At 28.2% G+C, this 15,150-nt stretch carries 14 protein-coding genes; 12 read left to right on the top strand and 2 right to left on the bottom strand.

Annotated features, from left to right (window positions below; all coding sequences use genetic code 11):
* Window positions 1-116 precede the first annotated feature (116 nt).
* The 7 genes from KQI18_RS00755 to KQI18_RS00725 all read left to right on the top strand — a co-directional run bounded on the left by KQI18_RS00755 (window position 117) and on the right by KQI18_RS00725 (window position 5,887).
* Entirely contained in the window at window positions 117-842 is a 726-nt protein-coding gene (locus KQI18_RS00755) for a DNA alkylation repair protein (RefSeq protein ID WP_216465588.1), read from the top strand.
* Between the two features lie 19 nt (window positions 843-861).
* On the top strand, window positions 862-1,683 hold the full coding sequence (locus tag KQI18_RS00750) for a DNA-binding protein (protein ID WP_216465587.1): 822 nt from the start codon (window positions 862-864) through the stop codon (window positions 1,681-1,683).
* Between the two features lie 27 nt (window positions 1,684-1,710).
* The gene (locus KQI18_RS00745) at window positions 1,711-2,547 is read left to right on the top strand and encodes a hypothetical protein (protein ID WP_216465586.1); all 837 of its coding nucleotides are present in this window, start codon (window positions 1,711-1,713) and stop codon (window positions 2,545-2,547) included.
* Window positions 2,548-2,619: 72 nt separating this feature from the next.
* The gene (locus KQI18_RS00740) at window positions 2,620-3,291 is read left to right on the top strand and encodes a response regulator transcription factor (protein ID WP_216465585.1); all 672 of its coding nucleotides are present in this window, start codon (window positions 2,620-2,622) and stop codon (window positions 3,289-3,291) included.
* Entirely contained in the window at window positions 3,281-4,516 is a 1,236-nt protein-coding gene (locus KQI18_RS00735) for a sensor histidine kinase (protein ID WP_216466226.1), read from the top strand. The genes KQI18_RS00740 and KQI18_RS00735 overlap by 11 nt, the downstream gene beginning before the upstream one ends.
* A gap of 144 nt (window positions 4,517-4,660) precedes the next feature.
* A complete protein-coding gene (gene trxA, locus KQI18_RS00730; protein WP_216465584.1) occupies window positions 4,661-4,978 on the top strand; it encodes a thioredoxin in 318 nt (105 codons plus the stop codon).
* 15 nt (window positions 4,979-4,993) lie between these two features.
* A complete protein-coding gene (locus KQI18_RS00725; RefSeq protein WP_216465583.1) occupies window positions 4,994-5,887 on the top strand; it encodes an NAD(P)/FAD-dependent oxidoreductase in 894 nt (297 codons plus the stop codon).
* Between the two features lie 202 nt (window positions 5,888-6,089).
* Here KQI18_RS00725 and KQI18_RS00720 read toward each other — a convergent pair whose 3' ends face one another.
* Window positions 6,090-6,545, bottom strand: coding sequence for a hypothetical protein (locus tag KQI18_RS00720; protein ID WP_216465582.1), 456 nt, complete (start codon window positions 6,543-6,545; stop codon window positions 6,090-6,092).
* A 23-nt stretch (window positions 6,546-6,568) separates the two neighbouring features.
* Complete coding sequence (locus KQI18_RS00715) at window positions 6,569-7,837, bottom strand: SLC13 family permease (RefSeq protein ID WP_216465581.1); 1,269 nt, start codon at window positions 7,835-7,837, stop codon at window positions 6,569-6,571.
* A 414-nt stretch (window positions 7,838-8,251) separates the two neighbouring features.
* On the opposite strand from KQI18_RS00715, the gene KQI18_RS00710 reads away from it, so the two are divergent.
* From KQI18_RS00710 to KQI18_RS00690, 5 genes are all read left to right on the top strand, one after another.
* The gene (locus KQI18_RS00710; RefSeq protein WP_216465580.1) at window positions 8,252-9,691 is read left to right on the top strand and encodes an alanine/glycine:cation symporter family protein; all 1,440 of its coding nucleotides are present in this window, start codon (window positions 8,252-8,254) and stop codon (window positions 9,689-9,691) included.
* A gap of 140 nt (window positions 9,692-9,831) precedes the next feature.
* On the top strand, window positions 9,832-12,375 hold the full coding sequence (recQ, locus tag KQI18_RS00705; protein WP_216465579.1) for a DNA helicase RecQ: 2,544 nt from the start codon (window positions 9,832-9,834) through the stop codon (window positions 12,373-12,375).
* 369 nt (window positions 12,376-12,744) lie between these two features.
* On the top strand, window positions 12,745-14,112 hold the full coding sequence (locus KQI18_RS00700) for a GTP pyrophosphokinase (RefSeq protein ID WP_216465578.1): 1,368 nt from the start codon (window positions 12,745-12,747) through the stop codon (window positions 14,110-14,112).
* Between the two features lie 172 nt (window positions 14,113-14,284).
* The gene (locus KQI18_RS00695) at window positions 14,285-14,485 is read left to right on the top strand and encodes a hypothetical protein (RefSeq protein ID WP_216465577.1); all 201 of its coding nucleotides are present in this window, start codon (window positions 14,285-14,287) and stop codon (window positions 14,483-14,485) included.
* A 48-nt stretch (window positions 14,486-14,533) separates the two neighbouring features.
* A complete protein-coding gene (locus tag KQI18_RS00690; RefSeq protein WP_216465576.1) occupies window positions 14,534-14,908 on the top strand; it encodes a CoA-binding protein in 375 nt (124 codons plus the stop codon).
* Window positions 14,909-15,150: the final 242 nt, after the last annotated feature.

The following is a 15,150-nucleotide window of genomic DNA, read 5'->3' as shown; positions in this document are numbered from 1 at the left end:
AAATGTAGAAATAAGTAGTAGAATCGAAAAAAATGATATATCTTGTTTGATTGCCTTTTTTTAGAAGTACATTTTATGTTACAATGATTAGAAAGAGAAAATTAGGAGTGTAAAAATTGATATTAAATAGAGCAAATTGGGATCAAAATTCTTATGAGGCTTTCTTAAAACATATTAAAGAATTCCAAGATATTGGTTATAGGGAATTTAATAAAAAACTTATCCCTGGTGAGGAGCATATAATAGGAATCAGAATGCCTATCCTAAGAAAACTATCTAAAGAAATTACATATGGAAATTGGAGACAATTTCTAGATGTTTGTAGATATACCTATCACGAAGAACTTTTAATACAAGCTATTATTATATCAAGTATTAAATGTGAATTTACTGAATTAGAAGAGTATATAGTTGGGTTTGTACCAAAAATAAGAAATTGGTCAATATGTGACTCATTTTGTTCGGGCTTAAAAATAACTATATCGAATAAAGAGATAGTATATGAACTTGTTAAAAAATATCTCTACACAGATTGCTTATGGCAGGTTAGATTTGCTATTGTTATGCTTTTAGAATACTATATAGAAGAAGATTATCTAAAAGATATATTTTATTTTTGTGATGATTTAGATTCTAATGAATATTATGTTCAGATGGCGGTAGCGTGGCTAATTTCTATGTGTTATGTAAAATTTGAACAAGAAACATTGAAATATTTAATTAGTAATGATTTAGATAATTTTACATACAATAAGGCTTTACAAAAAATCATTGAATCAAACCGCGTAGATATTGAAAAAAAGAATATAATAAAAAATATGAAGAGAAAAAATAGAAATTAAGAAATTATGGAGGTCTTAAATGGACGGTAACGAAAGAATCGATAACTTTTTAAAACTTCAAGAAAAAAATCTAAAGTTTGCTGATATATCGAAGGAATTAGGAATAAGTCAAAGTACTTTAAGAACTTTTCTAAATAAAAGAGGATATAAGTCCATAAAAGGCAAATATATATTAAAAAACGATTTAAATGACAAAGTTGAAGATAAGCAAAATAGCAAAAATAGCAAAAAAACAGAACAAAATGTAGAACAACTTGACTTCACTAATGCATCTAGTGTTAGTTCTGTTAGTTCAGCAAAAAAAAATACTAAGAATAATATAAAGAATGAAGTTAAAAATAATAATAAATCAAATAAATCTGTAATTGAACAAATAGAAAATAAAGGCACAGCCTCTAATGATTCTGTAAAGAGGTCTACTAAGAAAAGTACATCAAGTTCATCTAATAAAAAAGATACTTTACAACAAACGACAAAAAAACAAACTTCAAAAAAAGTGAATAAAAAAGAAGATATAGATAAAAAGGATACACAAAAAAGGACAAACAAAAAAATAAATATAACTCAAGAGGATCTAGATAAGTTATGTGAAGTTTATGATTGGTATCTTCAAGTAAAAGATTACGCTAATGAAAATTTAAAGAAAAATAAAAAAACAGTTGAAAAAGATGTATTCGTAGAGGATGAAAAAATTGAAGAGGTTAAATCCACAACAATAAGGGTAGACATGGATACATGGAGCGAGTTTGAAAGACTATGTAGTAATTCTAAATATAGCAAATCTGTTATTTTAACACAAGCATTAAAGAATTTTATGAAAGAAAATAAGGATTTGCTATAAAAAATATCCACAAGAGGTGCTAAGACAATGAAAACATCGAGAATTGTTTGTGTAGTATTATCTTTGGTTGTAGTCACTTTTTCGGTAAGTGCCTGCAGGCAAAGTTCAGATACTTCAAAGAAAATAGAAATTAAACAAGATGAAGAAGATAATATTAAAATTGATAATAATAATGCAGAAGCTATTGATATAGAAAAGGTTAAATTTGATAATGTAGACAAAGATTTAGCTCAAAAAAAATTAACTAAAACAAAGATAGAAAATAAATCTATTTTCAATACCTCAAATATAAAGCTTGTTTACAGTGAGTATGACAAAAATGGGAACCTTATATCTTCTGATTCTAACGCTTTTTTAGGTATAACATTATTGCCAGGGGATACTGCATATGTCGAACTTGAACACAAAGAGTTTGCAAATATTATTGAAATAACTTCATATTCATATACTGCAGAAGGAAAAAGAGTTAATGTAAACCTTAAAAATGACAAAATAGATATTAAAAAGGCATCAGTAATTACAGAAAACAGTAAGTCATATGAGACATTAGTTTTATCAGATTTTAAGAAACTTAATGATGCAGAAGATGGTAATACCTATAGATTGAAAGTTAAAAACTCATCTTCAAAAGATTTAGGTAATTTAATATTAAAAGTAGCGGAATTAAATGAAAATGGTGATTATATTAATTTGGAACATATTGCATACAATAGCGTATTAAAAGCATCTGAAGAGACAGAAATAGATGTTATTAGCTCTATAGACGCAAGAAAATTAAAAGTAGTTGGTTATATATATAATGATACGGATCAAAACATAAATGTAGATATTGATTTTAATTCACATAGAGCTATAGTGGACTAGTATTGATAAGGGTACTTATTATATTATAAGTATAAAAGTATAGTGAAATGTCGATTATTATTGGAGGAAACAGTGAAAATTTTAATTGTTGAAGATAATAAAGAACTCTTAGAAACAATCTCAAATGAACTCGATAACTACTTTGAAACTGAAGTGTGTAGAGATGGAGAAGAAGCGCTATATATGATAAATCAAAACATATACGATTTAATTGTTCTAGATTTAATGCTTCCAAATTTGGGTGGCATGGAAATTCTTAAATCGATGAGAGATGTCAATATAGATATTCCTGTTTTGATACTTACAGCTAAAGAGGAATTAGGAGATAAAGTTGAGGCGTTTAAAATTGGAGCAAATGACTATCTAACAAAGCCTTTTTATATGGAAGAACTTGTAGCTAGAGTATACGCAATTTTGAGGACAAATGGAAAAATAAAAGATGAAAATTCTCTTAAATTTAAAGATTTGTATATGGATATAAATAATAGAAAAGTTTTTATTAATAACGAGGAGATAGAGCTTCAAAATAAACAGTTCAATCTTTTAGAATACTTTTTATTGAACAAAGGTTCAATATTGCTTAAAGAGCAAATATATGACAGAATATGGGGTATTGATTCAGATGCTACAATCGAGATTGTTGAAGTTTATGTTAGTAACCTTAGAAAAAAGCTTAGCAAATTCAATTACGACAAATATATAAAAACTAAACGCAAGGTAGGTTATATGTTTGATGATAAATAAAAATATATTTTCTGAAACTAAAAATCATTTAATTAAGATGTACATATTGGTTGTCGGTAGCTTTATGATAATTTTTTCATTTTTTATTTTCATATATTTTACGGCTATGACATATAGCGGTGTAGACAATGAGATTAAAAGTGAATTCAATAACATAATAATACAGCTGAAAAGTACATCTTTTTTTGATCCAATTAGACTTGAAGATCCAAAGGATATGGTATATGTGTATGAAAATGATAGAATTAGATACTATACACAAAACGAGTATTTTGACGAAATACTTCCTAATATAGAGAGCGAAAAAATAAATGGATTTTACAAATATACTAAAAATGGACATACTTTTAGAGCTTTAAGTGTGGTAGAAGGAAAATACAAAATACAAATTATAAGAAATATTGATTCAGAATTAAATTCTAGGAGACAAATAACATCGGGTCTTTTGATTGCAATATTGGTATTTATAGTAATAACTTATTTTGTAGCGGTTTATTTAACTCGTAAGGCATTGATTCCAATTGAAAATGTTTGGAAGAATCAAGCTAAGTTTATACAAGATGCATCTCATGAACTTAGAACGCCTATTACTATAGTCTCTTCTAAATTAGAAAGTATGTTAAAGCATCCAGAAAATACTGTAAACGATGAAGTAGAAAAAATAGCAGTAGTAATGAAAGAAACCAGAAAAATCAAAAAAATGATTAATGATTTATTGAGTTTAAGTAAAGAAGATACTATAATAAATATACATTTAAAGGAAGTCGATTTGGTTTCTCTTATAAATGAGATATCAAATGATTATTTAGATATAGCTAAAATTCAGGATAAGAAATTTGAGATTTTATCCGATTTTGAAGAGTTATCAATACAGACAGATAGAGAAAAGCTTAGAGAATGTATACTTATTTTAATTGACAATGCATTTAAGTATACAACAATAGGAGATAGTATATCGATAGAGTTAAAAGAGAGCTTTGCTAAAGGCGGAGTGAGTATTTTAATTAAAGATACAGGATGTGGTATTAAGGAAAGTGAATTACCATATATATATGACAGATTCTTTAGAAGTGAAAATGTAAGAGATAAGGATGTAGATGGTTCAGGAATTGGTTTATCAATTGCAAAAATGATAAGTAAAAACTTATCAATTAAGATAAATGTTAGATCTAAATTGGGAGAGGGAACTGAGTTTGAGTTACTTGTCCCATACAATAATCTATAATATATAAAAATTTGTTTTTTACAATCAACAATGGGTATAATATTATCATATAAAAATATTAGAAAATTTAATCTGTCAAATTTTTTAATACTAAACATATTATAATATATAAATATACAACAATTTAGTAGGAGGTAATTTATAATGGCAAAAGTTATTAATACATCAGAATTTAGAAATCAAGTAGAAGATGGTAAGGGAGTAGTAGTCGTAGACTTTTTCGCTACATGGTGTGGGCCTTGTAACATGTTAGGACCAGTATTTGAAGAATTAGGTGAAGAAATGAAAGAAGAAGCTAAGTTTTTAAAATTAGATATAGATCAAAGTTTAGAAATTGCTCAACAATTCAACGTTTCAACTGTTCCAACTATGATGGTTTTCAAAGATGGTAAAGCAGTTGATACTATGGTAGGATTTATGCCAAAAGATAAGATAGAATTAAAAGTAAAATCTCATTTATAGAATAGGTGAAATAATATGCGTTATGATATAGCAATAATTGGCAGTGGCCCTGCTGGCTTATCAGCTGCAATAAATGCTAAGATAAGAAATAAGAGCTTTATACTATTTGGAAATGAAAATTTAAGTACTAAGCTTACAAAAGCTGCGTCGATAGATAATTACTTAGGATTTCATGAAATAACAGGTGAAGACTTAAAAGATAAATTTATAGAACATATTGATAAGATGGAAATATCTATCACGAATAAAAGAATTAACAATATATACGCAATGGGAGAGTATTTTACTTTGCTGTGCGGTAGCGAAATGTTTGAAGCTACAACTATTATACTTGCAACTGGTGTTGAATATACTAAACCGATTAAGGGTGAAGAAGAATTTTTAGGAAAAGGAGTAAGTTATTGTGCTACTTGTGATGCACCACTTTACAGAGACAAGAATGTTGCTGTTATAGGATACAATGATGAATCACAGGAAGAAGCTAATTTTTTAAATGAACTTACATCTAAAACTTACTTTATACCTATGTATAAGAGTGAAACACTAATGAGAGGTTCAAATTCAAATATATTAGAAGAATCAATTGAAGTTATAAATGATAGACCAGTTGAAATAAACGGTGATAATCTAGTAAACAATATTCAATTTAAAAATATCGAGGAGTTAGCAATAGATGGTGTATTTGTTATTAAAGACAGTACATCACCATCTGCGCTTGTTCCAGGAATAGATATTGAAGACAGACATATCAAAGTAGATGCTATGATGAATACAAACATTGCAGGATGCTTTGCTGCTGGTGACTGTGTAGGTAGACCTTATTCATACATTAAAGCCGCTGGTCAAGGGCAAATAGCTGCTCTAAGTGCTGTATCATACTTAGATAAGTTGAAACTAAAAAATAAGTAAATTATGCTTGTAGAATATTTGCTAATTATTAAATAATTTTGTAAAAAAGTCAGGATTTAATTTCCTGACTTTTGTTTTGATTATTTTCATTTTAGTTATTATAATAAAAATCCCAAAAAATAATCAACTTAATTATATTGAATAATAATAAAAATAAAAACCAGGATACTGATCCTGGTTTTTGTCTTTTATAATTTATTAATTACAATTGCTTTGAATTATTTCTAGCATCTTCTATATTCTTTAATATATTATCTAATTTACTATTTAAATTCTCTAAATCGTTTGTTTCTACATTGTAGTTTAGAAATAATTTTTCCATTTCATCATTTATCGAATTAACTTTTCTTGTTACTTCTACAAATGTAGGGAAATTACTGCTGTTTTCAGCGTTAACAAACTTCTTTAAATCCTTAGTTATAAAAGATACTACTTCATATTCATCAGAGAATACTCCTTGTGGAATAGGATAAGGCTTTATTCTTTGAAGGAAATACTCATCCTTTGTGTTAATGTTGTATGAGTAAGTTACCTTCCAATCTTCACTTAATTGAAATTCAATAAAGTATAGATAACTTCTTATTTTGCGTATTTTAGTAGCACCTAGTTGTCTAAGTATAACTTCAATTGAGTCTCCAATTGCTGTGTTTTCGTTCATTAAAACATCCCCTTTATTATATTTTAAATAAATTTAATTACCAAATATACTGTTGAAATAGCTACTGACATAAGCATTATAGGGAATCCAACTTTAAAGAATTCTTTAAAAGTTATAGGATAACCATGTCGTTGACTCACCCCTGCTAAAACTACGTTGGCAGATGCACCTATTAAAGTACCATTTCCGCCTAGGCATGCCCCTAAAGAAGTTGCCCACCATAGTGGAGTAACATCTATACCTTGAGCCTGCATAGTCAGGATAAGCGGTATTATCGTTGCTACAAATGGTATGTTATCTAGGAATGAAGATACAATTGCAGATAACCATAAAATTATTAGCATTGTAAGAATCATGTGGCCTGAAGTAGCGCCGATTATTACCTCAGCTAAATTATTTATTAGACCAACTTCTACAAGTCCTCCAACAACTATAAATAGACCCATAAAAAAGAATATAGTAGACCATTCTACGTCAAGCAGTATCTCATCTACATCTTGTTTACCAATTAGGAGCATTACAACTGCTCCAGTTAATGCTACTATACAAGACTCGATTTTTAGAGTACTGTGAAAAGCGAATCCTAGTAAAATAAAAAACATAACTACAATACTTTTTATCATAAGCGTTCTGTCTTTTATTGATTTTGTCTCATCAAAATTCATTATTCTCTGTCTTGCTTCATCGTCTACAACTAATTTTTTACTGTATAAAAATTTACAGCATATGATCATAGCTATAAGTATAACTATAATTACTGGTGAAAGATTGACTACGAAGTCCATAAAACTTAAATTTGCAGCACTACCAATCATAATATTTGGTGGATCACCAATAAGTGTAGCTGTACCACCTATATTAGAAGCTAATATTTGTGATAGTAGAAATGGTACTGGGTTCAATCCCAGGATTTGAGTTATCGTGATTGTCATAGGACCTATAAGTAAAACTGTTGTAACATTATCTAAAAGAGCTGATAATACAGCAGTGATAATTATAAAGTACACCATAATCTTCCATGGATCACCTTTTGTCTTTTTTGCTGTCCAAATTGCAATATATTCAAAAAGCCCTGAGTTTTTGACTACTGCGACAAAGAGCATCATTCCGACTAATACTCCGATTGTATTAAAATCTATGTGGCTTAATCCCTTTTCAAAGGTCAGTATGTTGAATAAAATCATAAGCAAAGCGCCGCCAAGTGATGCAACTGTTCTGTTTATTTTTTCTGTTATAATGGCAGCCATTACTAATAAGAAAATACCAAGTGTTATAATTTGTTGTACTGTCATAAATAATACCTCCGTTATTATATTATTCTCGTAAGACATATTAATATTAGTACTTTTTGCTAAAGAATTCAATGGTAGTTTGAAAGTAGTTTTTTTAACGTAGTTTTAACAAAATTAAATTCTTATTAACAATAAAGAGGTATTTATAGCAATTGGTTTTGATAAAATTATAACATAATGACTCTTAAATAGTATAAAAATTCAATATTTTAATGATTTAATCATCTATAAATTTGATAACTAAATTATAAAATGAATAATTATAAAAAAATTATGCAATATTTCACTTGATAATTGCTTTTTATAATATTATAATTGTATTAATGAAATTTTTCAAAATAAATAATTCATTTTGTTTATTTTATTGTTTATTTTGAATTTGTTAATTATTAGAATAAAGAAGGGAATTGAGTTATGGAAATTTCGAACAATATTATATCGTTTATCAATGAGAACGTTGTAGTAGTAAATGATTATTTATGGTCTTATATACTTATTATCATGTTAGTGGCTACAGGAATTTATTTTTCATTCAAAACGAACTTTGTACAGTTTAGATATTTTATTGAAATGTTTAGATTACTAGGTGATGGATTTTCTGACAAGGATGTTAAAAAATCAGGAAGTATTTCTTCATTTCAAGCGTTTTGTATTAGTACATCATCAAGAGTTGGAACAGGAAATATAGCGGGTATAGCTATAGCTGTAGCTGTAGGAGGACCAGGGTCAGTATTTTGGATGTGGATAATTGCTTTAATAGGTTCAGCTTCAAGTTTTGTCGAGAGTACTCTCGCTCAAATCTATAAAATTAGAGATGGTAAAGCGTTTAGGGGCGGACCAGCATATTACATGGAGCAAGGTCTAAATAAAAAATGGATGGGTGTTGTTTTTTCAATACTGATCTCAATTTGTTATGGCTTTGTATTTAATGCAGTTCAGGCAAATACTGTATCGTTGGCTTTTAACAATGCATTTGGAATTAGTAAAGTTACTATGGCTATAGGTCTTGGCATATTAACTGCAATTGTAATTTTTGGTGGAGTTCACAGAATTGCAAAGGTGTCTGAAGTTATAGTTCCAATATTTGCAGGACTTTACATAGTTGTTGCTATAGTTATAGTTATAATTAATATTACAGAAATACCAGGAATAATAAAATTAATTGTAAGCAGTGCATTTGACTTTAAGAGTATGGCTACTGGTGGATTTATTGGAACAGTGATGACAGGAGTAAAGAGAGGTCTTTTCTCCAATGAGGCAGGTATGGGTAGTGCTCCCAATGCAGCTGCTACAGCTGATGTAAAACATCCAGCTGTTCAAGGGCTAATACAATCACTAGGCGTTTTTACTGATACAATAATAATATGTAGTTGTACTGCTTTTATGGTACTTCTTTACTCAGGCTACTCAAGTAGTAGTGCTACTGGTATAGAACTTGCACAGGAAGCTTTAACTTCTCATATTGGAGGATTAGGTGCTATCTTTGTAGCAGTATGTATATTCTTATTTGCATTTAGCTCTATTGTAGGTAACTACTATTATGGCGAATCAAATATAGAGTTTATGAGTGGCAGTAAAGTCAAATTAAATATATTTAGAGTTTTTGTTGTAGCGATGGTATGTTTCGGTTCTATAACACAAGTAGAGGTAGTATGGAATTTAGCTGATTTATTTATGGCCCTTATGGCAATTATAAATATTATTGCAATTCTTTTTTTAGGGAAATATGCATTTATAGCACTTAATGATTATACGAAGCAGAAAAAGGCTGGAATAAAAAATCCTGTATTTACAGTAGATGATATACCAGAGCTTCAAAATGTTTCTGAGTGGCATGGGGAGAAAAATATATAAAATAATTATACAGTAAGTTTTTACCTTATTTTAATAAATAATAGAGACGTATAAGAGCAACAATACTGCTGCTTTTTATATGTCTCTATTTTATTGTGATATAATAAACTAGTAATTATTAAATACAGGAGAGTGGATATATGAACGCTAAACCTTTGGGCATACTATCCAAATTTTACGGGTACAAGAGCTTTAGAAGAGGACAAGAAGAAATAATAAATTCTATTATAGATAAAAAGGATGTAATAGCTATTATGCCAACCGGAGGTGGAAAGTCCATATGTTATCAAATTCCGGCGCTTATTTTTGAAGGTATCACTATAGTTATATCCCCTTTAATCTCTTTGATGAAAGATCAAGTAGATGCTCTTAATGAAATAGGGGTTAAGGCTGGTTTTATAAACAGTTCTCTTTCTACAAAAGAATTTGGAAAAGTATTAGAAGACATTAGAAATGACGAATTAAAGTTAATATATATTGCGCCAGAGAGATTGATTAGTGATGAATTTATTAACTTAGTTTGGGATAAAAATATAAGTCAGATAGCAATAGATGAAGCTCACTGCGTTTCACAATGGGGGCACGACTTTAGACTTAGTTACAGAGAGATTTCTAAGTTTATTAAAATATTAAAAAGCAAACCAGTAGTAACTGCTTTTACGGCTACTGCCTCTAATGAAGTAAGAGAAGATATAGAAAGGCTACTTTTATTAGAGGATCCAGATTGTTTTATAACTGGATTTAATAGAGAGAACTTGACTATTAATATAGTGAAAAATTCAAATAAGAAAAAATATCTCTTAAATTATATACAAAACCATAAATTTGAATCGGGTATAGTTTATGCGGCTACAAGAAAAGAAGTTGAAAAAATTTATGAAATTTTAAGTTCGATCGGATTAACTGTATCAAAGTACCATGCGGGTTTAAGTAATAAAGTAAGAACAGAAAATCAAATTGAATTTATAAAGGACGATATCGATATTATGGTTGCTACCAACGCATTTGGCATGGGTATAGACAAGCCTAATATACGATGGGTTATACATTACAACATGCCACAGAGCATAGAAAATTATTATCAAGAAATAGGCAGAGCTGGGAGAGATGGAGAAAAAAGTGAATGTATTTTATTGTTTACACCAGGTGATATTCAAGTTCAAAAGTATTTGATAGATTATGGGATTGAAAATCCAGATCGTAAGCTACATCAACATAAAAAGTTACAACAGATGGTCGAGTTTGTATATACTAATTCTTGTTATAGAAAATCTATACTATCATATTTCGGTGAAGAATTGAAAGAGGACTGCGGTAATTGTAGTAATTGTTTAAATATTGGACAGATTGTTGATAAGACAGTAGATGCACAGAAGGTCATTTCATGTGTGTACAGAATGAAAAGATCTTATGGGATTACTACTATAGTCGATGTACTTAGAGGATCAAAAAACAAAAGAGTGCTCCAATTTGGTTTTGATAAATTGTCTACATACAATATAATGAAAGATTATTCTACTGAAGATCTTAAGACATTCATTAATACATTGGTTTCTCACGGCTATTTAGATATGGTTGAAAGTCTTGGTACTGGTGGAAAAGGAAGTTTTCCAACTATTAGACTAAACGAATTATCTATGGATATACTAAAGGGTTATGTAAAGGTCGAATTTAAGGAAGACGTCGTATCAGAAGTCATTGAGGTAAAAGATGAGCTTTACGAAAGTCTTAGGGATCTAAGAAAGCAAATTTCTGTATCACAGAGAATCGCGCCATATATGGTATTTGGTGATGGTACATTAAAAAGTATGTCTACAAAGATGCCTACAAATGAAAGTCAAATGTTAAGTATATCAGGAGTTGGACAGATTAAGTATGAAAAATATGGACAACAATTTGAAGATGCAATAAAATATTATATGGACCAAAACGGTATTGAAAAAAATTTAAGTAATGAAAATGAAAATAATGAAGGTGTCGATAATTTATTAGATAATAAAAAAAAGATTAACTCAAAAAATAAAGGTATATCAAAAAAACTTAAAGTTGAAGATGAATTTTTTAGAGTAGATACTGATAAAGAGTTATACGATATACTAGATAATTATAGAAGAGAATGTGCTGAAAAAGAAAAAAGTTTACCGTATATGGTCTTGGCAAAAGACACTATTAAGGAAATTAGTGGTAGATATCCAATAAATATAGAGCAGTTAAGTGATATAGCGGGGATAGGCCCTATAAAAATCAAAAAATATGGAGATCAAATAATCAGTTTTGTAGAAGAATACGTGAACCAAAAAACAATATTGGTTTCATGGATAGAAAAGAAGAAAAAGACATTAGTACTAGATGGAGAAAGTAGAAAGAAAAATGAAATTGCTCTTGATTTATTAAATCAAGGACAAAGTGTTAAAGAAGTAGGAGAGTATTTAGAGACTTCTCAATCAACAATATTAGGATATGTTCATTCTTATTTGTATGAGGGTAATATAATGACCTTTGATTTAGATATAACTTCTTATTATAATGAAGAAGATAGGGAAATAGTGCTAAGTATGATTGATAAATATGGAGACAAAAATCTTAACATTTTAAAAAGAAAGCTCCCAGATAATATTAAGTATGAAACTATAAGAGCTATTTTATTGGATAAATTGCTCGAAGAAACGAATTCAAAAATGTAATTATATGTATAATGCTGCAAATCTTTTTATTTTAAAAGCACGTTTTGTTACTAAATAGATTTTATATATAAAAATATATATTTAAACAGCATTTTAAAGGCGAATATTGCATTGATTATAAAAAAGGCAAAAAAAACGTCAACAAGGCTTAAACTGTTGATATTGCCTGGGAAATTGCGTAATAAAAAAGGAGTATCAGATGAAATCTCATTATGATTTTTTATTGGTATAAGATATAGTATTTTTAAAGTCTGTTTGAATTATATATGAATTTTATAGACTAAAACTCAAACAATTAAAAAAAAATGATAGAATAGACAAGAAGCAAAAAATAAAGATAGACTAACGGGAATTACAGGAGAGCTAAATATGGGATTAAAAGAATTTGATTTTATTGAAGAATCTATAGAAATGTTGAGGACAATGAGTCCTGCTTTAGAGAGCATCTCAGATGAAATAAAGGATTATTTTGAAGAAATATTAAGAGAAAAGAATCAGGAGTATATAAACCTTACCTCTAGAATTAAATCAGAGGCTAGTTTGAGAGAAAAAATTATTAGAAATAGATATATCAAAAAGTACACTGAAGCTGGAGACTTAATTGACAATATGTCAGATATAATTGGAATAAGAATAGAGTGTAGATTTATAGAAGATGAAGCAAAAATTTATAGATTATTTCGTAGACACTTCAATAAGACAGACGATAAAATATATTACTACAACAAAGACAATAAAAGTATAAAGTTAAAATTATCGGAAAAACAACCTAATAAACAGAAAAATGGTTTTGAAATATATAAAATAGATGGTATATATGATTATTTAAATAAAGAAGTAAATTTTGAGCTACAGATAAAGTCTCTAGTTAATGTGTTTTGGAGTGAAATTGAGCATAAAATAATATACAAGAATAATACATATTTACTAGCAGATAAATTTATAAAAGATATGATGGCTTCTATTAGAAGTAATTTAACTATGATAGATACTCAACTTTTAAGTTTGTATAAAAACTTTAATTCAAATAAAAAATTCAATATGAACACCAGTAAAATGGAAATGGAAAAACTATTTGCAAAGCTTGTATATGATGTATTTTATGATAAAATGCATAGTAGTATAGGTTTTGTGGTCGATTTTAAAAAGCCATGTGAAACTATATTAAATTATTCTTTTAGCAAAAAAGATATTGAAGAAGATGATTTAGGTGAGTTTATGCTTGAGGAATTTCTACGATTAGGCGAGATTGTAAACAAAGAAATAGATTTTAATGAAGAGTTAGTTTTTATAAATGAGCCAAATTTTGAAGACGAGTTTTGCAAAACTGTTGGTGAGCATTTTAGAAGTAGACTAAACACAGAATTTCCGTGGAATTTATTTTTTAGGATTCTATTTGAAATAGAGCAGTGCGATAATAAAACAGATTTCGAAGACTTTGTGATGTTTATAAAAGACAATATTCTGAGTCAAGAGGTAAAGGAACAGCTTAAAAGCTACTATAAAGAAGATACAGATGAGATTATACGAGATATATATAGATGTGTTGCAGAAAGTATAACTGAAATAGATAGTGTGGAAATACTTTACAACTACAACTTAGAAAAGATAGCATTTAACTGTAGTGAAATTGCAGGAGTTGTTTGTAGAGAGTTTGATACTTATGAGGAATATTTAAGTGGTAAAGATGATCTATTATCTTTATTTAAGGATAAAATAACTCAGATATTTGAATAAATTTATAGTTAGTGCATAAATAAATTTGCAAAAGATGGTATGATTATGTACTGTCCTTATGGTTTCAAAACGTGATATGTATCTTAAACATCTGACATAACTTTTGTAAATAGCAAAGTGGTTGAAAAGATTGCAAATGAGATGTATGATAGAAGTGTAGTCTCAATATACTATGGAAAAATACAGCCATTATACTCCGGTTATAAAAAAAGAGATACTAAATGAAGTGAAATTATGCATAAGCAAGAGTAGTTTGAAGCTTAGAAATCTAGTGGACAGAATATATAAAAAACAAGTATACTTTAACCTAAGCGAGAAATATTTTGAAAACATCTATACTATAGAAGAGTTAGAAAACATAGATAGAATATAGTAGTATGATAAATTTATCGGATACGCTTAAGTATGGAAGGAGATATAGATGAATCTTAATAGATACAATTCATGGGCTGTTGTAACTGCTGAGTGTAGTATAGACAGCAAAGCTTTTTCAATAATTAAAGAATTACAGGATAAAGAATTTAAGGTAGTAGCTATAGACGAAAATTTAAAACCTATAGATGGAGTAGAGGTGTATGAAAGCCTTAAAGATGTACCATATAATGTTGATATTGTTGCAATCATTGAAAAATACACTATGATAGAATCTATTTTTGATGAGATGGAATTGTTAGATATAAAAAATATGTGGTTTGAAGATGGAAGCTTTAATGTATCAATAATAAAAAAAGCAAAAGAGCTTAAATTGAATATAGAATATGAGTCAGATCTTTATAAAGGTCTTAAAGAGATATAAAGACGGAGTAGCGTAAGTTTTAAAATAGGTTAACTATGATTTTACACTAAATTAAGAGTTCGTTTTGGAAAAGTATATTATAATTTAAATTAAACTGAAAGAAATCATTAAATTTTTTAGATGATTTCTTTTTTTATGTAGATTAAGTATGAATATGTAGATTTATATTATATAATGAATATGTAGACTTTAATTTTTTTTTTTAGTAATTATTAGAATAAAAGTGAATGTATTAATTAAAA

Origin of the sequence: Metaclostridioides mangenotii (assembly GCF_018917235.1) — a bacterium.
Lineage (GTDB): Bacteria > Bacillota > Clostridia > Peptostreptococcales > Peptostreptococcaceae > Metaclostridioides.
This window is presented reverse-complemented; position numbering and strand designations above follow the sequence as displayed.